This window comes from Caballeronia sp. LjRoot29 (assembly GCF_964252755.1).
Lineage (GTDB): Bacteria > Pseudomonadota > Gammaproteobacteria > Burkholderiales > Burkholderiaceae > Caballeronia.
The window spans coordinates 160951-186435 of the sequence record NZ_CAXUPU020000007.1 but is presented as its reverse complement, the minus strand read 5'-3'; the positions used below and the strand labels follow the sequence as shown (position 1 = coordinate 186435).

The following is a 25485-nucleotide window of genomic DNA, read 5'->3' as shown; positions in this document are numbered from 1 at the left end:
ACGCAGTCGAAGCTATCTAATGCAAGGGTAACAATGAAGCAGATCAAGGTGGACGTCGCCGTCATTGGCGCTGGGACGGCTGGCATGGCCGCGTATCGTGCGGCACGGCATGCAGGCAAAAAGGCTGTAATCATCGAAGGCGCCGAGTTCGGCACCACCTGCGCGCGCGTGGGCTGCATGCCGTCCAAGCTGCTGCTCGCGGCGGCCAATGGACTACACGATGCAAAGGCACAAGCGCCCCGAGGCATTGAAGGCACGTATGAGCTTGAAGCAAACGGTGAGCATGTATTAGCCTATGTGCGCAAGGAGCGCGATCACTTCGTCAAAGGGGTGCTGGAGGAGACGGATTCGTTTCCTCAGGACACGGTGATCCGTGGCTACGCCCGCTTCGAGTCGCGTACCGTTCTTCTCATCGATGACTTCGCGCGCGTGGAAGCCACGGCCGTAGTGATCGCCACAGGCTCGGCATCCATCGTTCCAGACGATTTCAAGTTGTTCGGCGACCACCTGATCACAAGCGACGATGTCTTCGAGTTGAAGACCCTGCCCAAACGCTGCGCCGTTTTCGGCGCGGGGCCAATCGCCCTGGAACTCGGCCAGGCATTCGCCCGACTCGGCGTGGAAGTCTTCATGTTCAGCCAGAAAAACCAGGTGGGTGCGCTGTCGGACACTCCTGTGCGCGATACATTGATTGAAGCGCTGCAGCAGGAGTTTTACCTCGACCCCGACGCGACCATCCTCGAAAAATCGATGCAGGATGGAGAACCCACGATCCGCTTTAAAGCGCTGGATGGGACCGAACGCACTGAGCGCTTCGACCGCGTGCTCGTGGCGACCGGCAGGAAGCCTGCATTGACTTCATTGCAGCTTGAAAAGACCGGCGTCGAACTTAACGACAAGGGCGTTCCCCTCTTCAACGAACAGTCGATGCAGTGTGGCGACAGCAATATCTTCATGGCAGGCGATTGCGACGGCACGCGTCCCTTTCTCTCCGATGCCGCCGACGAAGGGAAGCTCGCCGGCGACAACGCCGCGTGTTTTCCTGATGTTCAATCCGTCAAACGCAAGGCGCCATTTTCCATTGTGTTCTGCGAGCCACAAGTCGCGATCGTGGGTGCGTCCTACGACGACCTCGACAAGCAGATGACAGTAACCGGAAGCGTGTCGTTCGAAACCCAGGGGCGCAGTCGCGTACTGCGGCAAAATCGGGGTTTGCTGCATGTCTATGCCGACGCCAAGACCGGCAGATTGCTCGGTGCGCAAGGGTGTGGACCGGCCCTCGAACATCTCGGGCATCTGCTTGCATGGGCGGTGCAACTGGAACTGTCCGTGGAAGACATGTTGAAGCTGCCGTTCTATCACCCGGTGATCGAGGAAGGATTGCGCACGGCGCTCAAGGAAGCGAACAAGAAATGCTTTGAATCACGCTCGCAGTCGGCGCCTGAATTGCCAACCGCGGTAGGTTGCTGATTTTCGAATCCGCAAGCGCTTAAAACCCAACGAAAAAAGCCCGCTCGAACAAAACATTCGAACAGGCTTTTTATTGCTGCGAGAACCTGAATAGCGCGACTGCTCACATAAACCGCGCGCTTTTATTTTGACGTTACATTGCGTATTGCAGTGCGAGGTCAAATCCGAGCACCACCACCGAGCAGAACACACCAAGCAGCAAGTTACCTGCACGATGTGCAACGTCATGGTGTTTCGTCAACATGGCCGCAGCCATGAATGCGATTTCAACAATAATCTGGATTGCAAACACCGCTAGCATCAGCGCAAATTCATACCCCATCGAACTGAAGTCCGCGAAGTTGAAGCCACGCACGGCCACCCACGAACCTACGCGCCATAACTCATACGCCAGCAGCACCAACGGGAACAGGTAGCTGAACACGTAGGTCGGCAGCGTTGCATGCCGCAATTCCATGTGAAAATGACGAGTTGTTTGCATCTGGCTCTCCTTGATCCTGGCTATTTGCCGCCGGCATTTCGCTGGCCTTAATTAACCTGATAAACCTAATAAACATCTCAAAGCGGCTTCGCTGCCTTCATCACTGAATTCATCGTTCAGTTAGTAATTTACTTACTAATACAGATGAAGACATGAACGTCGTGCTTTGAGAATAGGCCAAAATCAGAAGAAGCGAATCATCGTATTCCCCATGTCCTTGCTTAGCATGGCAGAGCGAATGCGATGCTGCAACGCAGCTTAAAAGATCACATAAAATGCGCCGCAGCAATTCGCAATCGGCAAATATTAATCAGGCCTCCTCGCTACCGTACAGCTTGATGATCGCGGAGAAGTCCAACCCGCCCAAACCCTGCATGCTCATGGTCTGGTAAAGCTGCTGCGCGAGCGCACCCAGCAGGATGGGTTGCTTGACTTGACGCGCTGCATCAACGGCCAGCCCCAGGTCCTTCAACATGAGATCCGCGCCGAACCCCCCCGTATACCCGCGTGACGAAGGGGCATTCGGTAAAACGTTAGGGTAGGGATTACACGTATCGGCGCTCCAGCAACGTCCTGTCGATGTATTGATGATTCCGGCAAGCTTGCCTGGTTCAATCCCAAGCGACGCACCCAGTTTCATTGCTTCCGCCACGCCGATCATCGAAATGCCGAGCAGCAGGTTATTGCAGATCTTCGCGATCTGACCCGTCCCCGTTTCGCCGCACTGAACCATGTTCTTGCCCATGCCGGCGAGCACCGGTTTGAGCGTTTCGAACAACTCAGCATTGGCGCCGACCATGAACGTCAGCGTGCCCGCCTGCGCGCCGACGGTGCCGCCGGAAACGGGGGCATCGGCGAATGGATTGCCCTGCTTCGAGGCGGCTTCGCCAATCAGCCGCGCGGTAGCCGGATCGATCGTACTGCTGTCGATCAGCGGCACGCCAGGACGAACCCCGGCGAGCACGCCATCCGGTTCCAGATACACCGCCCTGACGTGGGCGGCGGCCGGAAGCATGGTGATCACTACCTCACTTGCCTGAGCCGCCTCACGAGGCGATGCGGCCGTCCGCGCGCCTGCATCGACGGCCGCCTGCAATGCCGTCTTCGATAAATCGAAAACCGTCAGCGAATGCCCCGCTTTCAGCAAGTTGGCGGCCATGGGGCCGCCCATGTTGCCCAATCCGATAAAGCCGATTTCCATTGCGTACCCCTTTTTATTGCATCGCAAACCTGACAACCAACTTAGCGCAGCGAAATAGTCGTGTTGACGCCGTCGTTGACGGTGGCGTCGTCGAACCAGCGCGACGTGACGGTTTTGGTTTGCGTATAGAACTGCACGACTTGTTTGCCGTACGGTCCAAGGTCGCCCAGCTTCGAACCGCGCGATCCGGTGAAGCTGAAATACGGCACCGGCACGGGAATCGGAATGTTGATCCCCACTTGGCCGACATCGATCTCGCTCTGGAATTTGCGCGCCGCCGCGCCGCTTTGCGTAAAGAGGCCAACGCCGTTGCCCATCGGATTGCGGTTGACCAGTGCAATGGCATCGTCAAGCGTTGCGGCTTCCAGCACGCAAATGACCGGTCCGAAAATCTCCTGCTTATAGATGGTCATGTCGGTGGTGACGCCAGAGAACACCGTCGGGCCAATGAAATTGCCCTGCTCGTATCCCTTCACCTTTACATCGCGGCCATCCAGCGAAAGGGTTGCACCTTCCTTCACGCCTGCATCGATCAACCCGAGGATCCGCTCCTTGGCCGCGCGCGAGACGACCGGGCCGACGTCGGTGTTCGCCTCCGTGCCGCCGTTCACGGACAAACCGCGCGCCCGCTCGACCAGTTCCGGCAACCAGTCCTTCGATGCCCCCACGAACACCACCACCGATGTCGCCATGCAACGCTGCCCCGCCGCGCCAAAACCCGCACCGGCAAGCGCGTTCAATGTCTGCTCGCGGTTTGCATCGGGCAAGACGACTGCGTGATTCTTCGCGCCCATCATGGCCTGCACGCGCTTGCCGTGCTGGCTGCCGAGGTTGTAAACATGCGTTCCCACATGCGTCGATCCGACGAACGAGATCGCCTTGATGTCCGGATGCGTGCAGATTGCATCGACCACGTCCTTGCCGCCGTGCACGACATTCAGCACGCCCGCCGGAATGCCCGCTTCGAGCGCCAGCTCGACCAGCTCCATGGTGGACAACGGGTCCTGTTCCGATGGCTTGAGCACGAACGTATTGCCGCAGACGATCGCCATTGGGAACATCCACAGCGGGATCATGGCGGGGAAGTTGAACGGCGTGATGCCGGCGCAGACGCCTATGGGCTGGCGCAGCGTGTAGGTATCCACGCCGCCCGCGACGTTCTCGGAGAATTCGCCCTGCTGCAGCGTGCCGATCGAACACGCATGCTCGATCACTTCAAGGCCGCGGAAGATATCGCCTTCGGCATCGGGCAGCGTCTTGCCCTGCTCGGCCGTCAGCGTCTGCGCGATCCGTTTCATGTTCTGGCGCACCAGGTCCTGGAAGCGCAGCATGATGCGCATGCGTGCGCCAAGCGGCGTCAGGCGCCACGTCTGGAACGCTTTTGCCGCCGATGCCACGGCGGCGTCCACTTCTGCCTCGGTCGCAAACGGCACCCGGCCAACGACCTCCTGGGTCGCAGGGTTCACGATATCGCGCCACTCCTGCGTCGTCGATTCAACGAACTTGCCATCGATCAGCAATTTTGCCGTGCGCACGCCGGCGTTGGATTGTTCGGCCTGCGACGGACGGTCAGCAACGGTATTCATAGAGAGGCTCCTTGAACGGAACGTTCCTGATGGAACGGGATGACAGAGACGCGGACGCACGCGGAAAATGCCGCGCGGGTCGCCAGGGGGAATGTCGTCTCCGGATTATTTGAATGTTGTTGGCTCACCCATTACACAACGGCTAGGGAGAGTCCACAACCTTCAGTATAGTTATGCAAATCTCTACGAAGTATGGATACAAATACCCATCCGATATGCAAAAAAGCACGACTCCGGGCCTTAGCAACCTGAACTGGGACGATCTCCGGTACTTCCTCGAAGTGGCGCGAACCCAGCGCGCAAGCGGCGCGGCGAAGCGTCTGGGCGTCGATTACACGACGGTCGCGCGGCGCGTGCGCGCACTGGAAGACGCACTCGGCACCCTCCTCTTCGATAAATCCCGCAGCGGCGGTTTCATCATGACCGCCGAAGGACAGCGTCTGCTGGCATATGTCGACGCAATGGAAAGCACGGTTCAATCGGCGACCGAGCACATTGCCAACTCGGGACACGCGTTGTCCGGTCACGTGCGAGTTGGCTCGACCGAAGGTTTCGGCTGCTTCTTTCTGGCGCCGCAACTTGCGCGCTTTCAGGACGCGCATCCGCAGATTTTCATCGACTTGTTGCCGGTGCCGCACTTCGTCAGCTTGTCCAAGCGCGAGGCCGACATCGCCGTCACGCTCGAGCGCCCGGAACACGGCCAGACCGTCTACACCAAACTCTGCGACTACCGCTTGCGCCTCTACGCCACGCGCGAGTATCTCGACCAGCATGAACAGATAAGCCGGGTGGAAGACCTCGCGACACATCGCTTCGCGAGTTATATCGATGACCTCGCGTTCAGCTACGAACTGCTCTATCTCGAACGCGCGATTCCGGGTGCTGTATCGCGTTGGCGGAGCACCAGCGTGATCGCGCAATATCACGCCGCGTTGCAGGGCCGCTCGCTCGCAATCCTGCCGTGTTTCATGGCCGCGCAGGACCCGCGCCTCGTGCCCGTTCTCGCCGATGACATCGTCGTCACGCGCGCTTTTTATCTCTCCTGCCGCGAAGATTTGCGCAAACTGAAACGCATCACGGCAGTGTGGGATTTCTTGCGCACAGTGGCTGAAATCAATCGTCCGCTGCTGATGGGCGAGGCGCGCGAGATGCTATGGAACGAAACGGTGAGGCCGTGAATTTCGTGTTTGTTCAGCTCCCCTTATATATGAGATACGCATTCGCGTAACGGGTGCATAATCGTCCGCCCATAAGGCTTTCCGCCGTAGCCCTGCTGCGGCGTTTTCACATGGACGTGACCTTTATCCATCTCATATTTATCACTCGCAGACCGACCGGTCATCCATCGCCCGGGGGTGTTTGCTCGCCCCCGTTTTTGCGCGCGCGTTTGCCGCGTTCGGTGCGCTGATGGCGTTCGTCATCTGGTCCCGCCGGAACGTGTCGCACCAGCGTGTGCGTTTCGTCGAAGCGCGCACTGTCCGCGCCATGGTGATCGTCGCCGTCGTTGCGATGATCCTGGCCGCGCTCGCGCTTGGCATCGCGATTGGCGCGGCCATGGGCAACACGCACGCGGCCGAAGAGAAAGCGCAAACAGAGCGGCGCTCCTACGAAATCGATGAGCTCGGCAAGATCAGCGCAACACTCACGCATATCGAACCGCGTGTGATCGAACTCGTGTCGCAAGTGAATGAACTTCAGGACTTCGAAGCACAATTGAAAGCGGCACGGCGCGCGGCCGATCATCCGGACATCCACGTGGTTCCGCCGCTCCCCGATAACGACGACGAATCGCCGCTCGACAGCAGCGCATCGGGCGGACCATCAATGCCGCCGCGCCTCTGCGACGCCCAGCACGCGGCGGCTACCGGTTCCGCGCCGCAGCGGTTGAAGCGGACACAAAGCGCGCTCGATTGCCTCGATACAACCATCGGTGCACTCGATGACGCCGTGCTCGCTCACTACGCGTCATACATGGCGTTTCCGGGCCGCCAGCCCGCGCCCGCTGCGCGCCCCGGCTCGCCATTCGGCAACCGCATCGACCCTTTCACGGGACACCTGAACTTTCATCCGGGCGTGGATCTCGTTGCCCCTACAGGCACGGCTATCTTCGCCAGCGCGGGCGGCCGCGTGATCCAGGCGGGACCGCATGGCGGCTACGGCAATGCCATCGATATCCAGCACAGCAGCGGCGTGATTACCCGCTACGGACATACATCGAAGATATTCGTGAAGGTGGGCGATCTCGTCATGCCCGGCCAGAAGATTGCCGAAATCGGCTCGACGGGCCGCTCGACCGGACCGCACTTGCACTTCGAGGTGATCATCGACGGGACACAACTCAATCCCACGTCTTATCTCGCCCTCTTCAAGCCGAAATCCAATGCCGCGAACTGATCGAAACAGGCCTTCGCACAAGCTCACGCGCCGCACCTATTCGCTGACATCAAGACGCGGTCCGACGTGGCCCATGCTGTTGCTCGGCACGATTGCCGCTGCCTGCGCCGCGGCCGCGCTGGCAGCGGCGGGCTTCGCACTTGTCACGTCGCGCGACAACAGCAAGAAGGCCGATGCGTTGTGCGCACCGCCCATGTCTGAACGCGAGATCCGCGAGCAACTTTCGAAGGCGCGCCTCGCTCTCGACCACGAAGTGGCAACGCGGCTCGTCATGGAGCAGCAAGCGGCCGAAAGCTCGGCGGAGATTCATCGAATGCGAACGGACCTGACCTTCCTCAAGCGTCAACGGGACAAGTCGAACTAGACCGACCGGTCCCAAGCCACCCTCCACGCCGGCACATCGATCCGTCCATGACCGGCAACCATTTTTGCAATCCAGACCAGAAGGGGTTCTCCCATGTTCAAGAAAAAATCTCCCGGCGTCAGTCAAGCCAAGCTGGCTACGCTGATCGCACACGATGTCCAGATCGCCGGCAACCTCGAATTCAGCGACGGGCTGCGCATGGATGGCCACGTCAAGGGCAACGTGACGGGCCGCGCGGGCGAGCAGACGCTGCTGGTCGTCAGCGACCAAGGTTCGATCACAGGCAATGTCATCGCGTATGACATCGTGATCAACGGCACCATCACCGGCGATGTCACCGTCGAGCATTTTGTCGAGCTGCAATCGAATGCGCATGTGAACGGCAACATCTATTACCAGCAACTGCGCATGGACGTTGGCGCTTCCGTGGAAGGCAAGCTCACGAAACGCGACAACTCCCTGGCGCCGCAGGCGGAAACGCCGCGGCTCGGTTCCGAACTGACCTCGGACTACTCGCATAGCGAGACGTAACTTGCGTGCCGGCCGGGTTGCAAGACGACGGATCAGGGAAGACGCCTGCGCAGTAGGCGCCCGGCAAATCCGCTAACATCTACCGCAATCCCGGCCATGCCTCCCTGATACGCTGCCGCTCTTCGCGAAAGGCGGCATGCGCCGGCACCATCACCGTGCGGGGGCAGGAATCCATGCTGGTTAATTGCGCGGCTTACCAGAAAGGCCGCAAGCTCGCCGACGTCGCTATCGACGATATTTCCGCGTACCGGGACATTTCCGACTGCTTCGTCTGGGTCGCGCTGAAGGACCCCGGCCCGGGCGAACTCGCGCATATGTCACACCAGTTCGGGCTGCACGAACTTGCCGTGGAAGACGCTCAGCAAGGCCACGAACGCCCGAAGATCGACGAGTACGCGGACTCGCTGTTTTGCGTGCTCCACACCGTGGAACTCGATACCGACAACGAGCTGGTGGTCGGCGAGATCAACGTGTTCGTCGGAAAGAACTACGTGCTGTCCGTCCGTAACCGGACGAGCCAGGGTTTCCAGGACGTGCGCAAGCGGTGCGAGCGCGAACCGCATTTGCTGGAACACGGCCCGGCATTCGTGATGTACGCGCTGATCGACAATGTAGTCGACCGGTATTTCCCCATTCTGGAAACGCTCGGCGCGGAGCTCGACGAACTCGAGGAACGCATTTTCGAGCGCAACGGGTCGGCGGCGTCGCGGGTGATCATCGAAGACCTGTATTCCCTGAAGCGCCGGCTTGTCCTGCTGCAACATCACACCGCGCCGCTGCTGGAAGCGGTCAGCAAGCTGTACGGCGGCCGCGCGCCGGGCATTTGTACCGGCATGCAGGATTATTTCCGCGATGTGTACGATCACCTGTTGCGTATCGTGAAAACCATCGAAGGACGCCGCGAAATGATCGTTACCGCGATTCAGGTCAACCTGGGCATGATTTCGCTGGCGGAAAGCGAAGTGACCAAGCGGCTGGGGTCGTTTGCAGCACTGTTCGCCGTGCCCACCATGATCGCCGGGATCTACGGGATGAACTTCCACCGCATCCCGGAACTCGACTGGGCCTATGGCTATCCGGCGGTCATTGTCGTGATGCTGGCGCTGGACATTGGCCTTTACTGGCGGTTCCGCAAGGCAGGATGGCTATGATGGTTATAATGGATGCTTCGGTGCCGCTGGAAGGCGGTTGGATGACTTAAGACGATTCGGCAGAAACAGCGCGGAAGCCAAGCGCAGCTCCCGTCGGACGGCATGTCAGCATTGCAGCATCGAGAGGCGGGGCCTCCGGCGACAGCGGAACTTTTTTCTGATTTGCTGTCTAATAATACATAGTGCGCTTCTAGCGCAGCGTGTTTGCCACGGCAGCAGCGATCCATCCAACATTTCAGCGCTTCGCTTTGGCTGAATGTCATCGCCCCGGCAGTGTGGGCTCCGCAAACGGTCGCGGCCCTGCATTCGTCTTCAAAGTTTAAACAGCAGCGACGTCGACGGTTGCTTGTTTCCACGCGTTGTACCGCGCATGGTTGCATAGGTAATACGTGCATAGGGGCATGGGCAGCGCGACATGCGCGGCGCACGTGTTACTGCGGTGTTACCGCGACGTTCTTCAACACCTACAGCCCAGCGAGCGGCTGCGCCATGTGTGCGCCGCGCGTCATTTTTTGCTCGTAAGCGCTTGGTCGGCCGCGCGTGCCATGGGGCACCGAACGGTCGACGAAGTGGTTTTCAAGGCATCGTCCGCACCATTTCGATGCCCGGGCGGGCGCAATACAGGAACTCAGGAAACATGAAAGAACTGGTCAAGCCGCTTAAGACGTACAAAGGTTATGAAATTCATCCGCTGATTTACCCCCGTGGCGCCCGTGACGGCGGTGCCGCAGTCCGTGCAGCGGATACCGGCTACGAAGCGTCGGTGCGCATCCGCCGCGCGCCGCCGGCAGGCGAGGAAGCAACGGGCGAAAGCCGCGTGTTCCGCATTGAACAGACCGGATCGTTTGAAAACGGCGGCCAGGCTCGCCGGGCGTGCTTGTTGCATGCGGAAAAACTGATCGACGGCCAGATCGACGGGCAGACTGTTGCAGATCTGTGACTAGATGCGACTGTTAGGCGTTAAAAGGCATCGCGAGGTCGGGCCGGTCTCGCATACAATCGCATCGAATAGATGATTTAAGGAGCTTTATATGGCGAAAGAAGAGTTACTCGAGCTGGACGGCATTGTTGACGAAGTGCTTCCCGACAGCCGCTACCGCGTGACGCTGGACAACGGCGTGGTCGTGGGCGCGTACGCATCGGGCCGCATGCGCAAGAACCACATCCGGATTCTCGCGGGCGACCGTGTGACGCTGGAATTGTCGGTGTATGACCTGACGAAAGGCCGGATCAACTTCCGGCACAAGGACGAACGCGCAACCGGCGGCGGTCAACGTCCGCAAATGCGTCGCCGCTAAGCAGAACGCTGTCGTGACGCGCTGTTAAAGCGAGTCCCGCGCAGTTTTGTTGGCTGGAGTCGAGACGAGAGCAACGCTTCGTCGGCGCCACCGCTTGATGCTGCCAGTCAGCATCGCATGGCGCCGATGTCGCTCTCCTACCTGTCCTCGTTCTCCTCAACCCTCGCATCATCATTTTCCCTTCCGGGCCGCCAGCAGTCCGTTGAGGCCTAAAGCGAAGCCGTCTTCATCGTTCGTAGCCGACACAAACGTTGCGTGCGATTGAACGTCTGCCGACGCCTGACCCATCACAATGGAAACGCCCGCCACATCGAACATGGCGACGTCGTTGCCCATGTCTCCCAGCACCGCCACGTTTCCCAGCGCAACGCCCGCCAGCCGCGCCAGTTCGCGCACGCCTTCGCCTTTGTTCGCGAGCAGATGCGTGATGTCGAGGTAATAGGTTTGTGAGCGCATCGCCATGGCGCGGCCCTTGAGCGTGTCCTGGAACTCGGCCTCCTTTCGTCCAAGCAGCACCGCGTCTTTCGTCGATGCCACGATCTTTTCGACCGAATCCAGGTCGATGTCCTCGAAACGCTTGACCACCACCGCGTCGTATCCCACGGTCCGGCGCTCCAGCGGCACGTATTCGCCGCCGGGATTCGTGATGTACCACTGGTCGTCGATGAACACCCATGCATCCACTCCGTCGCGCTCCAGGCTCTCCAAGGTCGCTTGCGCCGCGTCGCGCGACAACAAGTGAGCGCTCAAGGTCTTCCAGCCGGCGGGATCAACGAGTTTGCCGCCGTTGAAAGCGGCAAACGGCGACTGGATCCCAAGCGTTTCGACGATCGAATGCATGCCCTTGCCCGGCCGGCTGCTCGCCACGGTGAAGCGGACACCCGCGGCGGTCAGATTGCGCACCGCTTCCTTCGCAGGCTCACCGAGCGATTTATCCGTATAGAGCAAGGTGCCGTCGCAATCCGTGATCACGAGTTCGACCTTCGCCAGCGCCGCCAGCGCCTTCTCCGGATCATCGTGACCGGGACTGAGCTTGAGACCCGTATCGCCAATGGATGTCATTCAAACGCTCCAGCCGGCAACTGCCGCGTCTCGCGCACTGAACGCGGGTGCCAAAGCCGCGCGCCCCCTTCAATACCTGCTTCGTTCGAGACGACTTTCACGTTATCCGGCAAGTCGAAGTTAAGGTTGGCTGCGTTGCCGCCGCCAATCCACAGACGGTCGTAGTTCACGAGCGAACTCAGAATGCCGATGATCTTCTCCACGCGGCGGTTCCAGCGCTTGTTGCCCGCCTTGTCGCGCGCCGCATTGCCGAGATATTCGTCGTACGTCTTGTTCTTGCTCACCGGATGATGCGCCAACTCGAGATGCGGCATGAGTTCACCATCGCGGAAAAGCGCGGTGCCTGCACCCGTGCCGAGCGTCAGCACGAACTCGATCCCTTTCCCTTCGATAGCAGCAAGCCCCTGCATCTCGGCGTCGTTGATGATACGCACCGGGAGGTGCCCAAGATGCTCGGCCAGCATCGCCGCGAGCGGCACGTTGCGCCAGAATTCGTTGCCGAGGTTTGGTGCGGTCAGTATGTGGTTGTCCCGCACTACGCCCGGAAAACCAATCGAGATCTGCGTGGCCGGCAGCGGCGTCAACAGCGGCCCGACCAGTTCCACCAGCTTCTGCACCAACACGTCCGGCGGACACGGATGCGGCGTCGCCACCTTGACCCGCTCCGTTTCCATCTTCCCGTGCGCGTCGATAATCGCGGCCTTCAGGCCCGTCCCGCCCACGTCGATGGCAAGAATCCGTTCCTTCGCGCTCGAACGTCGGGCGGTCTTGCTTGCTGGTGCCTTGCTTGCGACTTTCTTCACTGCTACGGTTTTCTTCACTGCGGCCTTGCGCGCTGCTGTCCCCATACGGTTCTCCTTAGTTCTTGTCGTCGTGATCGGTTTTTTGCGTGTGATCGTCAGCCACCAGCGGACGCCAGGCGCGGCCGTCGGCCTTCAGCAGTTCGTCGGCTTCCTTCGGTCCCGCGCTGCCCGCCGTGTAGCCATGTACCGGCAACGGGCCTCCTTCGGGATGCAACACACCGTCAACCGCCGCCCAGCTTGTTTCAATGCTGTCCGCTCGCTGGAACAGCGTTTCGTCGCCGAGCATGCAGTCATACAGCAGCGTTTCGTAACCGACGTTCGGCTTTTCATCGAAGAAATCGCCGTATTTGAACGATGACTTGACGGCCCCGACCTTCATCACGGGCCCAGGCACCTTCACGTTGAAATCGAAGCTCGTGCCGTGTTCCGGGTCAATCCGCAAAGTCAGCACGTTCGGCACGAGGGTATCCACCGGCGTGTCGCGGAACAACAGGAACGGCACGGCTTTCAGTTGTATCGATATCTCCGTGCGCCGCGCCGTCATCCGCTTACCCGTGCGCAGATAAAACGGCACGCCGGCCCAGCGCCAGTTCTCCACGAACACCCGCGCCGCCGCATACGTCTCCGTCTGGCTATCCGGCGCGACGTCGGCTTCTTCCCGATACCCCGCCATGGACGCCGATTTTTCGTACTGCCCGAGCACCACGTCATTGGGTTTCAGCGGCTGGATCGCATCGAAAATGTCCGCTTTCTTGTCACGCACGGCTTCTGCATCGAATGAATTCGGCGGTTCCATGGCGACCATGCCGAGCAACTGGAACAGGTGGTTCGGGACCATGTCGCGGAATGCGCCGGTCTGCTCGTAAAACCCGCCACGCGCTTCCACGCCAATGGTTTCGGCCGCCGTGATCTGCACGTGATCGATGTACTCGCGCCGGAAAATGGGTTCGAACAACGCGTTCGCGAAGCGCACCGCGAGGATGCTCTGCACCGTGTCCTTGCCCAGAAAATGATCGATACGATAAATCTGGTTCTCGCCGGCGAACTTGAGAATGCTCTCGTTGAGATCCTTCGCCGATGCGTAGTCGTGTCCAAACGGTTTCTCGATCACGACACGCCGGAAACCCTGGTCGGTTTCCTTCAGCAAACCCGCCTTGCCGAGCCGCTCGACGATCGGCTTGAAGAAGCGCGAACTGACAGCGAGATAAAAAATGACATTTCCACTGTCACCCAGCGACTGCTTGAGCTTGTTAAATACGTCATCGGTCTCGAACTCGCCAGCGACGTATTCCAGGCGCTCCGCGACCCAGTTCCACGCACGATCGTCGAGTTTGGAAGTATGGAAAGCACCCGCTTTGTCGGCGGCAAAACTTTTCAGCGATTCGGTCAGCTGGTCGCGCCAGGCGCTCGTCTCGAGCTCGCCGTGGTTTACGCCAATGATCTTCATCTTGTCGTCAAGCAGGCCATCGGACGACAGGTTGTACAGCGCCGGCATCAGCAGCCGTTTGGTCAGGTCACCGGCCGCGCCGAAGATGACGAGCGTACACGGCGGGGCGGGATGCTTGCCGGGAGGTTGCGGGGAGGAAGTTGCTGTAGCAAGTGAGGTCGACATAGGGTTCTTTAAAAGAAGAGTTGAACGCACTGCCTATTAAAGACCATGTTGGGCACAACACAGTTCAAAATCCTGCCCAAACGGTCTGCTTCTGGCCTACTACTGCGTTTTCGAGTGATGCAAGTCGTATGCAATATGTAATCGGCGCGTGGGCTGTGCCGTAGAATGTCGGCACCTCGCGGCGGCTCGCCCGGCCTCGTTTCCATCACCCGTGCAAGAGTTCCAAATGAATCAGACACTCTCCCCGGCGCAACTCGCCGCGTATTTCGACCGCATTGGCTATACCGGGCCTCAGCAGGCTACATCAGAGACGCTGCACGCGCTGCACAGGCTGCATCCGCAAGTCATCCCGTTCGAAAATCTCGACTCGCTGCTCGGGCGCACGCCGCGCCTCGACCTCGCGTCCGTGTTCGCGAAGCTCGTGAACGCGCGGCGCGGTGGTTATTGTTACGAACACAACCTGCTGTTTCGCGCCGTGCTCGACACGCTCGGCTTCAATACGACAGGCCTCGCCGCGCGCGTCATGTGGAACGAAGCGGCTGCCATGCCGCCGCGTACCCACATGACCTTGCTGGTCGAAACACCCGACGAAACCTGGCTCGCGGATGTCGGCTTTGGCAGCATGACGCTCAGCGCTCCGCTGCTCTTCGACGCAGGCCGCGAACAGGCGACCCCGCACGAGCCGTTCCGCCTCGACCTGATCGAGCGCGGTGATTTCCTCCTGCAAGTGAAGCTCGGCGATACCTGGAAACCTGTCTATCGTTTCGACCTCGAACCGCAACTTCCCGCCGACTACGCCATGGCGAACCACTATGTGTCCACGTATCCCGAGTCGATCTTCCTGAATCACCTGATCGTGGCGCGGGTGTTGCCCGGACAGCGGCAGACCTTGTTCGACTCAACCCTGAGCCAGCGTGGTGCGACGGAATCCAAACGCGACCTCGCAAGCGCGGAAGAGTTGCGCGCCGCGCTGCACGACACGTTCGGGCTGACGCTGCCCGGCCAGGATTCCGGCACTCACCGGGAAACGTCGGCCGGTGGACTTGATGCCGTGCTCGAGCGCATTGTCCGCTCTTCCACGTCCATCGCATCCACCACGTCCTGATCGTCACGATGCGTAAAACCGCCAAGCGAGCCCATGAATCTTATCGGACGCCCGTGAAAAACGCAGTGCTCGAAAGCCGGCTGCCACGATGGCGCTCCACGCTGATCGTCATGCTGATGTTCGCCGCGTTTGCCGCTCTCGCAACCCGCGCGCTGTGGGTGCAGGTCGTGAACCAGGATTTTTATATCGGCGAGGGGCAAAAGCGTTATCAACGGACGCTCGAGCTCAGCGCTACGCGTGGACGAATTGTCGACCGGAATGGCGCGATGCTGGCCGTGAGTCTTGCGACCTATGCGATCTGGGCCACGCCCTCGCGCTTTGATCGCGATACCGTGCCAGCAGTCGCCAGGTTGATCGATATGCCCGAGACGGAGCTGGCGCGACGGCTTGACGGTGCGCGCTCGTTCGTCTTGCTGAAGCGGCAAGTCAATGCCGACACAGCCACGCGTATTGCGGAGACTGGCCTCGCCGGCATAACGCTAGTCGCCGACACCAAGCGCTTCTATCCCGAAGGAGAATCGGCGGCTCATATCGTCGGCTTCACCGATAACGAAGACAAAGGTCAGGAAGGCATCGAACTCGCGGCCAACGAGAGGCTGACCGGCGAGCACGGTCAACGCGAAGTGATCCGTGACCGGCTTGGGCGCGTCGTATCCGAGATCGGCGAAGTGGAGTTGCCGGAGAATGGCGAGACCATTCATCTGACTATCGATCGCCGTATCCAGCAACTTGCTCACACGCAGCTAGCCGCCGCTATCACGAAGCATCGCGCGCGGGCGGGCAGCGTGGTCGTGCTGGACGCCAAGAACGGCGAGATCCTCGCGCTCGCGAACTATCCGACCTTCGACCCCAACGACCGCGCGCATCTGACGGGCGAGCAGTTGCGCAACCGCGCGCTGACCGATACGTTCGAGCCGGGTTCGACGATCAAGCCGCTGGTGGCGGCGCTGGCTATCGACCTGGGTTACGTGCGGCCGGATACGCGTATCGATACATCGCCGGGGACGTTCAAACTCGGGCCCAACGTGATCCACGATACGTCGAACCATGGCGTCATCACGGTCTCCGAAGCCGTGCAGATGTCGAGCAACATTGCGTTGACGAAACTCTCGCTGAAGCTTCGGCCGCAAACGGTGTGGGACAAGTATCGCGAATACGGTATTGGCCAGGCGCCGGACCTGACTTTCCCGGGCGCAGCCACCGGACGCCTGCGGGCTTACGAGCGCTGGCGCCCGATCGAGCAGGCGACCATGGCCTATGGTTACGGCCTGTCGTTGTCGTTACTGCAGATTGCACAGGTTTATACGGCTTACGCGGGCAATGGCGAATTCCGGGAGTCCACCTTGATTCGCGGTCAGGCCGTGCGAGATCCCGTGCAAGTCACGAAACCCGCGACGGCAGCGGCTGTGCGCGACATGCTCGAACTCGCGATGGGACCCCGTGGCACGGGACGTGCGGCAGCGGTGGATGGGTATCGCGTGGGTGGAAAAACCGGCACGGCGCGCAAACAGATCGGGCGTACGTATGTGGCGAACAAGTATCGCGCGTCGTTCGTCGGGATGGCACCGATGAGTGACCCGCAAGTGATTGTGGCTGTCATGATCGATGAGCCGTCAGCCGGCGCCTATTACGGCGGGACGGTGGCGGGTCCGGTGTTTTCAGGCGTGGTCGGCGGCACCATGCAGCTTCTGGGCGTGCCGCCCGATGCCTGAACGTCTGTAGAGGTTCGCTTGGGCGCGGTTTTGTTCCCGCCGGATAGGATCTGCGAGGCCGGAAACGACGGAAAACGTAAGGCCGCTATGCTGTAATGTCGGATTGCTGTAATTGAATGCTGCGTCGGAAAGGCGGCCGCAAACCCTTTAAGGACACCATGAAAAAGATTGTCTGCGCTCTCGCGCTTCCTCTGTTGTTGATGCAAGCCTGTACCACCCGGTTCCATAACGCGGATGCCGGTCAGCCGGAAGTAGAAACGGCGCCAAACGCATCGGTGGCAAGCATCGTCCAGTGCCTGACCGACGAAGCGAAGAAACACGACGCCACCTTCAAGCAAACACCGATTCCCCAAGGCACGATGCTCGAATTCGGCGATTCCAACGTGATCAAGGTGCGCTTCGACAACGGCGAAACGTCGTACCGGTTTTATCCGGGTGAGCGGCATGTATCGAACTTGTGGCTCGAAGGTGCGAGCAAGAAATGCGCACCTTGATGTTGCGTTTGACGCAGCCCGGTGGAGTCCTTCATGACGCCGGGTTCATCACATGTTGCTTTGATCAGGCTGATCGTGCGCTCGACTAAAGCCATCAATGCCGTCGAGCGCCTCAAGACACGCTCCGGCAATCAGCACTACGCGGCCGTTAGCTTGAGCGGCGGTCTGTTCTATCTCGTGGACCGCGCGGCAAGCGGTGAGCAAAAGCTCTCCGCGCCGCAGACCATGGATGATTTCGTGGCCTTTGTGAACGCGCTCAAGCCGGAGAAGCCACGACGCGTCAGTAAGCTCGATCTCGCCATGGACGAACAGATCAAACGCAGCGGCAAACCTCGGGCGACAGACGGCGAGTGACGCGCAATTGCGCGCGTCGTCCGATGTTTGAAGCCGCTGCGGAATGACATCGAACGATCGCTCTCCCGTCTCCCCAATATCTCCTGCCAGTCTCAAGCATTGTTCCGCCGGGAATTAGCGTCGTTCGGCGCACTCGCTTCGTGCCCCAGCACACGGAAAACGTTTGCATCGCCCGGTTTACCGGACTCCCGGTGCCTCCAATGTGCGATTTCAGACGGTGCGTGCGTCCCGCCCTGGGCGAATATGTATCACGGTCGAAACAAACCGAAGACCGCTTAGCGCAACGAAAAAACGCGCAGGCGACGGGGTATAGCTGGACGCAGCAATGAACGCGTTAGTCATCGATAGAATCGACAACGCGCTCAGAAGCTGGCCGGCAAAAATGGGGGCGCAGGATGAAAGCCAAAAGAACGCCGACGTCAGAAGGCCCACGAACGTCGACACAGGCCGATGCGGAGCTTCAGCACATTGAACGGGCCATCGGCCAGTTGCGGGCGATGAGTCAGAAGCCGGCCGGCACGCTCAATGTCGAGTATTGGCACGAACGCTTGACCGCGGTCTGTACCGGCTACGTGCTGGTGCCGGCGCAACAGCGTCGCGTCGATGCGTTGCGCAAGGTGCTGGAGTCATTCTCGCAACCAAAGGGCGACCCCACTTCCGGGCGCAAAAGAACAACCAACAGGCTTTGGGCGAAAGCGGCGTAATTACGGCGCTTTCGCCATCGCGCATCGTGCGCGTAATCGACGGCGGCCTTCAGGCCGCCAGATGTCGTGTTTCGGGCGTGCCCGTTGTTCGAACAGTCACGGGGCGACATCGGCAATTCCTGATTTCCTGATTCTTCACACCGGAACAAGCTTAGCGGGAATGCTTGGTTTGGCTGGCGGCGATGCGTCGATAAGATCGGGGCTCGTTCCGTCACTGAATTGCCATGAGCCTTTATATCGACGATGCTCAACGCCATCAAATACAGCAACAGCGCGCGTCCTGGCGCTGGCGCAGCGAATGGCCCACCTGGCTTCTGATCGTCGCCGTGTATGGCGGCTGGTTCGCAACGGCGCTTAACGCGCGCTCAATGGGCCTGCCGCTGGCGATAAGCATTCTCGCCGTGCTGTCGTGCCTGTATCTGTCATTGCAGCATGAACTCCTGCACGGCCATCCGACCCGCTTCCCCTTGTGCAACGCGCTGCTTGGCGTCGCCCCGCTCGCGGTCTGGTTCCCTTACGCGGTGTATCGCGAGTCACATCTGCGCCACCACAACGACACGCGTCTCACCGACCCCGATCTGGACCCGGAAAGCTATTTCGTCTCCGCCGAACACTGGCGCGGCGCCGGTGCGGTCGTACGATTCCTGCTGGTTTGCCGCAACACGTTCTTCGGGCGCATGGTGCTCGGTCCCTGGTTTTCGATCGTGAAAGCGATCGTCTCGGCGTTCGCCCAGATCGCACGGGGCAATGGCCGTATTGCAGGCGCGTGGGCCTTGCATCTCGTGCTGCTCGGGCTGCTCGCGACATGGCTTCAGCGCCGCTGCGGCATCAGTCCCGCGCTGTTCATCTTTGGCGTTGGGTATCCGGCGCTCGCGTTGAGTGCGATTCGATCGTTCCAGGAACATCGCGCCGCCGATCACGTCGCGGAACGCACGGTCATCAATGAAGCATCGTGGGCCTGGCGTTTTCTGTTCCTCAACAACAATTTCCACGCGGTACATCACGATCTCCCGAGCGTGCCGTGGTACGCGCTGGCAAGCGTTTATCATGAGCATCGTGATGCGTATCGGGTGCGCAATGGCGGTTTTATCGTGCGCGGTTATCAGGAATGGCTTGTGCGGCACGGCCTCCAGCCGGTTGCGCCTGCGTTGCATCCGCTTCATGCCCGCGCCGCCGATCACATGGCTCAGGTTCAGGCCGGATCTGCCGGCTCAGCACCACTTGGCGATGCCGCGCAGCCTGTCTGATGTGTCTCGCCAGCCGCGTGTTCGATGCGAGCCGACGTAACGGGAAAGAATTTGCATGAACTGGGTGGCTGCTTTACCGATGTACAACGTCACGCCGGCGCTTGGCCGCGTCTGGCGCGTTTTGCTCGACCACGTCCACCAGCATCTGCGGCCATGGCTCGACGCTCGCGGTGACACGCTCACCCTGGTCGATCCCGAAACGTCCCTGCAGGAATTCTGGCTGCGCGACGACCTGCTGCTGTCGCAGACATGCGGATATCCGCTGGTCCAGGCGCTCGACGGACGCGTGCAGTTGGTCACCACGCCCGTTTTCAGCGTCGACGGTTGCGAGGACGGCAATTATCACAGCGTCCTGGTCACCCGGGCTGCGGCCAAAATCACGTCGCTCGCGCAATGCCGCGGTCTGCGCGCGGCGTTCAACACCCCCGATTCGAATAGCGGCATGAATTTGCTGCGCAGCGCGGTCGCGCCGCTTGCCGACCGCCAGCCATTGTTCGCATCGGTGGTCGAAACGGGTGGGCACCTCGCGTCGCTGCAGGCCCTGCAGGACGACCGGGCCGATGTTGCCGCCATCGACTGCGTGACTTTTGCGTTCGTCCTCGATCACCGTCCGGAACTTGCCCATGGCCTGGTCGAAATCGGCACGACACGAAGTGCGCCGGGCTTGCCGCTGATTGCATCGAAACGGGTGCCGGCGGCGGGTATCGAGACGCTGGTGAGCGCACTCGCCGACGCCGTCGCGCACGATCGCCCGTTGGCGAAACGGCTCAAGCTCGATGGTTTTGCGAGGCGTCCGCTCGAAGATTACGCCAGCATTCTGGAAATCGAACTGAACGCCGTCGAACTCGGCTACCCCCGCCTCGCCTGAGAAGCGTCGGGCGCGTTGGGCGCGTTGGGCGCGTTGGGCGCGTTGGGCGCGCTGGGCGCGTTGGGCGCGCTGGGCGCGCTGGGCGCGTTGAGCGTGGTCACGGCAGACTTTCCCGACTTCCGCCACAATCGGCTTTTACCCGCGTGCAAGGTGCATCCCGGATTTTTCGTTCGGGATCGGCGCTTGACGGGAATTGGATCTCCGGTCCCCGCGCTGCCCCTACACGAAGCCATGGAAGCCGCAATGATCCCGTTTTCAGTTCTCGATTTATCCCCTATTCCCGCCGGATCCACCGCCGCCGACGCCTTCCGACACTCGCGCGAGCTGGCCCAGCATGCCGAAAAACTCGGTTACCTGCGATTCTGGCTGGCCGAACATCACAACATGACCGGGATCGCCAGCGCCGCGACGTCCGTGGTGATCGGACACGTTGCCGCAGGTACGTGCACGATCCGCGTCGGCTCGGGTGGCGTCATGCTGCCGAACCACGCGCCGCTTGTAATCGCCGAGCAGTTCGGCACGCTGGCGTCGCTGTTTCCCGGGCGTATCGATCTGGGCCTCGGCCGCGCGCCCGGCACCGACCAGACGACGGCCCGCGCGCTGCGCCGCGATCTGCAGGGCAGCGCGGATAATTTCCCCGATGACGTCGTGGAATTGCAGCGCTATTTCGCCGACCCGGTCGAAGGCCAGCGCGTGCGCGCGGTTCCGGGCGCCGGGCTGAACGTGCCGATCTGGCTGCTCGGCTCGTCCACGTTCAGTGCCCAGCTCGCCGCCGCGCTCGGCCTGCCGTTCGCCTTCGCTTCGCATTTCGCGCCTGACTACTTGCTGACCGCGCTGCAGGTTTACCGGACGCAATTCCGTCCGTCGAAACAACTTGACCGCCCTTATGCGATGGTCGGCGTGAATGTTTTTGCCGCTGACACCACGGAAGAAGCGGAGTTTCTGTTCACATCGTTGCAACAGCAATTCATCAACTTGCGACGCGGTACGCCAGGTCAGTTGCCGCCGCCCGTCAAGCAGATTCCGTGGAACGAGGGTGAACGCGCCGGCGTCGACCACTCGCTCGCCTGCTCCGTGATCGGCGACCAGCGCCAGGTGGAGGCCGGACTGGCGTCGCTGATCGAACAAACCCAGCCTGACGAGTTGATCGTGACCGCCCAAATCTTCGATCACGCGGCCCGCCTGCGTTCGTTCGAGATCACGGCTCAGGCCCGCACGGCGATAGCGGCGTAGCGCCCGGTCCACCGCATCCCGGACATCAAACGGACATCAACCGGATGTCAAGCCGATAGCAACCGAAAGTGGCGCGGCGAACACGCATTCGGATGCTGGACGGGTATCGTTTTGACAAGCAATAATGAGGACGGCAGGTTTGAGATCCGCCGGCCTGTGCCCGATTTTAGTGCCTTCCTGCGACCGGCAGCAGCGGGTAAGCCGTTCGAAGGGTTTCAACAGATAAGATGTTGGATATCGGAAGGGAGAAAATGAATGACCAGAAGTCCCGCCACAGGATCCATGACCTTGCTGACGGAGCGCGATGAAGCCACCGGTCAGGAAGTGCGGACGTTGCGCCTCGAACCTGCGCCCGACGGCAAGGCTGTCCTCCTGATAGAGGTCGATGAAAGGAAGGCCGGTATCCATCGTGAAGTGCGTTATGAAATCACGCCGGCTGAACTGATTGCGGCAATTCGTGCACACGGCGCGGAATTACCGGGCGAGCAACATAATCGTTAAAATGATTTAGGCATACAATAGCGGCATTCGGCGCTATCATTTCCTTGTGGCGCCCGCGGTTGTCTGGACGAATTGTTGAATTAGCGGCTGCATGCATGGTGCATTTGAAACATGCGCAGCCGCCAGCCGTGCACCGATCTGGTCGTGAGCTACAGCCGCTGATCCGGCGGCTTACGCATCTCGCACCGATCTCAAACACAGTAACCAGTTTGTCGAGCTGCTTGCTCGCAGAAGTCCGATTATCGGGCGCTGCGGGTTAAAGCGGCAATTTGCGGTATTACACTAATTGACGCGCGTCACTCGGCGCGCCACGATTTTAGTCAACCCACACATTCCTCGAGCCGCCCCGGTCCGCGCGGGCAGATGGCTCGCCTTCAAGAAAGTAAAAGCTGAATCAGGACAGCCGTGGACGAAAGAAAGCGAGACAGCATCATTGCCTATTTGCGCAGCCGAATGGCTGAGTTTGGCATTACAGAAACAGCGCTGGCCGAAGCATTGGCCGACGTGCAGGTTTCCGTTACCCCTCCTCCAATGACCAACGGTTCCAGCGCGGCTTCCAAGCGCGCGTTGCCGTCAATGCCCTCGTTGCCCGAGAACGCTAACGGCACCACGCCGGTATTCAGAAGCGCAAACGGCGACACGTGGGACGGGACGGGTGACATGCCAGAGTGGTTGAAACGCGCTCAGCATGCCGGGCAGGATATCGAGTTTTACCGGGTTTAAAGCGGCTCGCCAGAGCCCGGTGGAAACCACTGATGCAAACAGGAACGCCCCGCATGCCTTGCGGCATCGGGCGATGTGCGCCTGCGCGGCCATTGCGCGGCGCTATCTGAATACAGGGATTTAAAAACCGTTCGCCCGGTCATTGTCGGAAACGGACGCTGTGCCTGATTGTTCCAGGCATCCGGGCGAGCGGGAACACCTCAGCCTAACGCTTGCACCATCCCTTTCTCCACATCGCCCACATAAATCCCGAACGCATCTTCCGTTCTCTCCTTCACGTAACGCCGCAACATGGACTCGACAGCCGGATCGCGGATTCGGTCCCAGGGGATTGCGCCGAGCGGCACGTGCCGTACATCGGCGGCCGCAGGTGCATCGTCGACAATGCGGCCCCGATAGTAAATGTGGGTGATGCCCTTCTCCTCAAACACGGCGAACAGGAAATCCAGGTTCGCGTTCAGCCGATACCGCTCCAGCACGCCGCGCAAGCTACCCGGGTCCGCAAGCGGTTCCAGCCGCGTTCCAATGGGTAAGTGCAACGCCCCCGACGCAGTCTCGATCAACACCAGACCCGCGGGATGCTCAAGGATCGCCCCAACCTGCGCTCGCTGACCGGTCGCGGCCAACGCCTCCTGCGACAAACTGAAATCCACGTACGCACCGCGGCAATAGCCTAGCGGCGTCGCGCTCGTGTGCGTGAAATCCACCACGCGCCCGATCAGGATGATGTGATCCCCCGCCTCCACCACCTGATGCGTCTCGCAGTCGAAACTCGCGGCCGCGCCGTCCATGACCGGGCTGCCGGTACGTCGCGCATGCCAGCCGACCTGTGCAAACTTGTCCGCACTCTTCGATGCAAACACGCCCGATACCGGCCGCTGATCTTCAGCGAGTACGCTGACCGCAAACCGCTGGGTCACCGAAAACACCGGATGGCTTGAGGCCGTCTTCGCGATGCACACCAGGATCAAGGCCGGATCAAGCGACACGGACGTGAACGAGTTGGCCGTAAAACCACGCGGTGATCCATCGGGTTGAACAGTCGTCACCACAGTCACACCCGTCACGAATGCGCCCAATGCACGGCGGAATTCGCTTGTATCGAAGGAAGACTCATTCATGCTTTACTCCTTGAAGTATCGGTGCTGCTCAGGCACTCAGGCGCGACTCGCTTCACGAATGAACTGCACCAGCCGCTGGTTCACGATCGCCGGCGCGGTGACGTTCATCATGTGCCGTTCATTCGCAATGATTTCGGCGCGTCCGCGCGGCGCAGCGGCCGCCATCGAATGCGACATTGCGGGACTCGAATTCGGATCGCACTCGCCGGTCATGAACAACGCGGGCATGGCGAGTTTCGGCAAGCGGCCGACATGCGCCTGGTCCGAACTCGCAAACAACCGGTACGTTCGCGCATAGCCCTCAGGGTTCACGGTCTCCAGTAACGAACGCACAAGTTCTGCCACCTGCGCGAGATGACCCGGCACGGGATCGTCGAACCAGCGTGCCACCGTGGCGTCGATGCTCGGTTGCTCAAGACCTCCGCCTTCCAGCGATGCCGCGCGCTCCATCACCGCGGCGCGCTGCGTCGGCGTGCGGTCGTACACCGCGTTCAGCGCAACCACGCTCGCCACTCGCTGCGGATACTGCAGCGCAAACTCAAGCGCGATCAAGGAGCCCATCGAGTGACCCACAACATGCGCTGTATCGATTTTCAAATGGTCCAGCAGCGCGGCGAGCTGTGCAGCGTATTCATCGAGTGCGGGTGAGACCGCCGGCAGGCGGCTCGCGCCGTGGCCCAGCATGTCGTATGACACGACCCGAAAACACAAATGCAGCGCGTCAACCTGCGGCGCCCACACGCTGCGATTCATCCCCACGCCGTGGATCAAGACGAGCGCCGGCCCATCGCCCGCCACGCTGTAGGCGGTGCCGTTAAACACGCCGCTGATCGACGCACGGCCAGTCACTGTTTCATGCTTCATTGGACCCAAGCTCCTTCAGATCCTGATAGCGGTCGCCAATCCGATGATGCGGCCGCCCGCCAATCGATGCACCCAGCGCAATCACGAGTTCATCGGGGCCGGGGGCATCGATGATCGAGAACTGGATGGTGAGGTAATGCGAGCGCATGCCTTCATCGCCCTTGTGCATGAGTGGAATGGTCACCGGACAGTTAGGACCGCCACGCAAATTCGTGAAGCTTAAATAGCTCTTCGCACCCACCGCTTCGCGGAACTTGTTACCAAAGCGCAGCGTGTGGATCAATGCCGACGCATGTTCGACTTCGCCCGACGTCCCGACAATCGCGGCTTTTCCATACCCCTCCACCGCCTCTCCCGATCCGGCGATCCGCAGGATTTCGGCCGTCAGGATCTCGCCCAGTTGCGGCGCGAGTCCGTGAATCTCCGGACGCAGGTCTTCGACGAAACCACGTCCCACCCACGGATTGCGCAGCACGGCTGCCGCGGCAAACAGCTTCAACGGCCGCTCGGCCGCCTTACCGCCTTCAATGAAAGTGTCTTCCACATAGGTAACCAGCTTGCGAATCTCGAGTTTCATGGGGGGTTTCTCCGGTGGCAAAAACGCCG

Annotated in this window: 27 protein-coding genes; 18 read left to right on the top strand and 9 right to left on the bottom strand. The window is 60.5% G+C overall.

Features of this window, described 5'->3' with window-relative positions; all coding sequences use genetic code 11:
* Window positions 1–33: 33 nt before the first annotated feature.
* Window positions 34–1470 (top strand): dihydrolipoyl dehydrogenase, encoded by a 1437-nt coding sequence (locus tag ACSQ83_RS11300; RefSeq protein ID WP_436228177.1) that lies wholly within the window; start codon window positions 34–36, stop codon window positions 1468–1470.
* A gap of 133 nt (window positions 1471–1603) precedes the next feature.
* Here ACSQ83_RS11300 and ACSQ83_RS11295 read toward each other — a convergent pair whose 3' ends face one another.
* The 3 genes from ACSQ83_RS11295 to ACSQ83_RS11285 all read right to left on the bottom strand — a co-directional run bounded on the left by ACSQ83_RS11295 (window position 1604) and on the right by ACSQ83_RS11285 (window position 4738).
* Window positions 1604–1951, bottom strand: a complete 348-nt coding sequence (locus ACSQ83_RS11295) for a hypothetical protein (protein ID WP_414952716.1) — start codon at window positions 1949–1951, stop codon at window positions 1604–1606.
* A 310-nt stretch (window positions 1952–2261) separates the two neighbouring features.
* Complete coding sequence (gene mmsB / locus ACSQ83_RS11290; RefSeq protein ID WP_436228176.1) at window positions 2262–3152, bottom strand: 3-hydroxyisobutyrate dehydrogenase; 891 nt, start codon at window positions 3150–3152, stop codon at window positions 2262–2264.
* Window positions 3153–3193: 41 nt separating this feature from the next.
* A complete protein-coding gene (locus tag ACSQ83_RS11285; RefSeq protein ID WP_414952718.1) occupies window positions 3194–4738 on the bottom strand; it encodes a CoA-acylating methylmalonate-semialdehyde dehydrogenase in 1545 nt (514 codons plus the stop codon).
* Between the two features lie 215 nt (window positions 4739–4953).
* Here ACSQ83_RS11285 and ACSQ83_RS11280 point away from each other — a divergent pair, with 215 nt between their 5' ends.
* From ACSQ83_RS11280 to infA, 7 genes are all read left to right on the top strand, one after another.
* The gene (locus tag ACSQ83_RS11280; protein ID WP_436228175.1) at window positions 4954–5916 is read left to right on the top strand and encodes a LysR family transcriptional regulator; all 963 of its coding nucleotides are present in this window, start codon (window positions 4954–4956) and stop codon (window positions 5914–5916) included.
* A gap of 229 nt (window positions 5917–6145) precedes the next feature.
* Window positions 6146–7132: a M23 family metallopeptidase gene (locus ACSQ83_RS11275; RefSeq protein ID WP_414952763.1), complete on the top strand. Its 987-nt coding sequence runs from the start codon at window positions 6146–6148 to the stop codon at window positions 7130–7132.
* Window positions 7119–7496: a hypothetical protein gene (locus ACSQ83_RS11270; protein WP_414952720.1), complete on the top strand. Its 378-nt coding sequence runs from the start codon at window positions 7119–7121 to the stop codon at window positions 7494–7496. The genes ACSQ83_RS11275 and ACSQ83_RS11270 overlap by 14 nt, the downstream gene beginning before the upstream one ends.
* A 93-nt stretch (window positions 7497–7589) precedes the next feature.
* Window positions 7590–8027, top strand: a complete 438-nt coding sequence (locus ACSQ83_RS11265) for a bactofilin family protein (protein ID WP_436228174.1) — start codon at window positions 7590–7592, stop codon at window positions 8025–8027.
* A 173-nt stretch (window positions 8028–8200) separates the two neighbouring features.
* Window positions 8201–9178 carry a magnesium/cobalt transporter CorA gene (corA, locus tag ACSQ83_RS11260; RefSeq protein WP_414952722.1) on the top strand — a complete coding sequence of 326 codons (978 nt, stop codon included), beginning with the start codon at window positions 8201–8203 and terminating at the stop codon, window positions 9176–9178.
* Window positions 9179–9824: 646 nt separating this feature from the next.
* Window positions 9825–10118, top strand: coding sequence for a hypothetical protein (locus ACSQ83_RS11255; RefSeq protein WP_174254562.1), 294 nt, complete (start codon window positions 9825–9827; stop codon window positions 10116–10118).
* Between the two features lie 91 nt (window positions 10119–10209).
* Window positions 10210–10476: a translation initiation factor IF-1 gene (gene infA / locus ACSQ83_RS11250; RefSeq protein ID WP_031361766.1), complete on the top strand. Its 267-nt coding sequence runs from the start codon at window positions 10210–10212 to the stop codon at window positions 10474–10476.
* A 171-nt stretch (window positions 10477–10647) separates the two neighbouring features.
* On the opposite strand, the gene ACSQ83_RS11245 is transcribed toward infA, so the two are convergent.
* The 3 genes from ACSQ83_RS11245 to zwf are packed head-to-tail and all read right to left on the bottom strand — an operon-like array spanning window position 10648 to window position 13953.
* A complete protein-coding gene (locus tag ACSQ83_RS11245; protein ID WP_436228173.1) occupies window positions 10648–11538 on the bottom strand; it encodes an HAD family hydrolase in 891 nt (296 codons plus the stop codon).
* Entirely contained in the window at window positions 11535–12386 is an 852-nt protein-coding gene (locus tag ACSQ83_RS11240) for an ROK family protein (RefSeq protein WP_414952724.1), read from the bottom strand. The genes ACSQ83_RS11245 and ACSQ83_RS11240 overlap by 4 nt, the downstream gene beginning before the upstream one ends.
* A gap of 10 nt (window positions 12387–12396) precedes the next feature.
* Window positions 12397–13953 (bottom strand): glucose-6-phosphate dehydrogenase, encoded by a 1557-nt coding sequence (gene zwf, locus ACSQ83_RS11235; protein ID WP_436228172.1) that lies wholly within the window; start codon window positions 13951–13953, stop codon window positions 12397–12399.
* 226 nt (window positions 13954–14179) lie between these two features.
* Between zwf and ACSQ83_RS11230 the strand changes: the two genes are divergently transcribed.
* From ACSQ83_RS11230 to ACSQ83_RS11185, 10 genes are all read left to right on the top strand, one after another.
* Window positions 14180–15058, top strand: coding sequence for an arylamine N-acetyltransferase family protein (locus tag ACSQ83_RS11230; protein WP_436228171.1), 879 nt, complete (start codon window positions 14180–14182; stop codon window positions 15056–15058).
* A gap of 8 nt (window positions 15059–15066) precedes the next feature.
* On the top strand, window positions 15067–16770 hold the full coding sequence (locus ACSQ83_RS11225) for a peptidoglycan D,D-transpeptidase FtsI family protein (protein WP_436228170.1): 1704 nt from the start codon (window positions 15067–15069) through the stop codon (window positions 16768–16770).
* A 158-nt stretch (window positions 16771–16928) separates the two neighbouring features.
* Window positions 16929–17264, top strand: a complete 336-nt coding sequence (locus ACSQ83_RS11220; RefSeq protein ID WP_414952728.1) for a hypothetical protein — start codon at window positions 16929–16931, stop codon at window positions 17262–17264.
* Between the two features lie 75 nt (window positions 17265–17339).
* Window positions 17340–17618, top strand: a complete 279-nt coding sequence (locus ACSQ83_RS11215; RefSeq protein WP_436228217.1) for a hypothetical protein — start codon at window positions 17340–17342, stop codon at window positions 17616–17618.
* A 395-nt stretch (window positions 17619–18013) separates the two neighbouring features.
* Window positions 18014–18322 (top strand): hypothetical protein, encoded by a 309-nt coding sequence (locus ACSQ83_RS11210; protein WP_414952729.1) that lies wholly within the window; start codon window positions 18014–18016, stop codon window positions 18320–18322.
* 224 nt (window positions 18323–18546) lie between these two features.
* Complete coding sequence (locus ACSQ83_RS11205) at window positions 18547–19569, top strand: fatty acid desaturase (protein ID WP_436228169.1); 1023 nt, start codon at window positions 18547–18549, stop codon at window positions 19567–19569.
* A 55-nt stretch (window positions 19570–19624) separates the two neighbouring features.
* Window positions 19625–20437 (top strand): phosphate/phosphite/phosphonate ABC transporter substrate-binding protein, encoded by an 813-nt coding sequence (locus tag ACSQ83_RS11200; protein WP_436228168.1) that lies wholly within the window; start codon window positions 19625–19627, stop codon window positions 20435–20437.
* Window positions 20438–20680: 243 nt separating this feature from the next.
* A complete protein-coding gene (locus tag ACSQ83_RS11195; protein ID WP_436228216.1) occupies window positions 20681–21670 on the top strand; it encodes an LLM class flavin-dependent oxidoreductase in 990 nt (329 codons plus the stop codon).
* A gap of 255 nt (window positions 21671–21925) precedes the next feature.
* Window positions 21926–22171 carry a hypothetical protein gene (locus ACSQ83_RS11190; protein ID WP_031361754.1) on the top strand — a complete coding sequence of 82 codons (246 nt, stop codon included), beginning with the start codon at window positions 21926–21928 and terminating at the stop codon, window positions 22169–22171.
* Between the two features lie 405 nt (window positions 22172–22576).
* On the top strand, window positions 22577–22894 hold the full coding sequence (locus ACSQ83_RS11185) for an H-NS family nucleoid-associated regulatory protein (protein ID WP_299706644.1): 318 nt from the start codon (window positions 22577–22579) through the stop codon (window positions 22892–22894).
* A gap of 200 nt (window positions 22895–23094) precedes the next feature.
* On the opposite strand, the gene ACSQ83_RS11180 is transcribed toward ACSQ83_RS11185, so the two are convergent.
* The 3 genes from ACSQ83_RS11180 to ACSQ83_RS11170 are packed head-to-tail and all read right to left on the bottom strand — an operon-like array spanning window position 23095 to window position 25456.
* Entirely contained in the window at window positions 23095–24015 is a 921-nt protein-coding gene (locus tag ACSQ83_RS11180) for a flavin reductase (RefSeq protein WP_414952732.1), read from the bottom strand.
* 36 nt (window positions 24016–24051) lie between these two features.
* On the bottom strand, window positions 24052–24879 hold the full coding sequence (locus tag ACSQ83_RS11175; protein ID WP_436228167.1) for an alpha/beta fold hydrolase: 828 nt from the start codon (window positions 24877–24879) through the stop codon (window positions 24052–24054).
* Window positions 24869–25456, bottom strand: coding sequence for an amino acid synthesis family protein (locus tag ACSQ83_RS11170; protein WP_436228166.1), 588 nt, complete (start codon window positions 25454–25456; stop codon window positions 24869–24871). The genes ACSQ83_RS11175 and ACSQ83_RS11170 overlap by 11 nt, the downstream gene beginning before the upstream one ends.
* Window positions 25457–25485 lie beyond the last annotated feature (29 nt).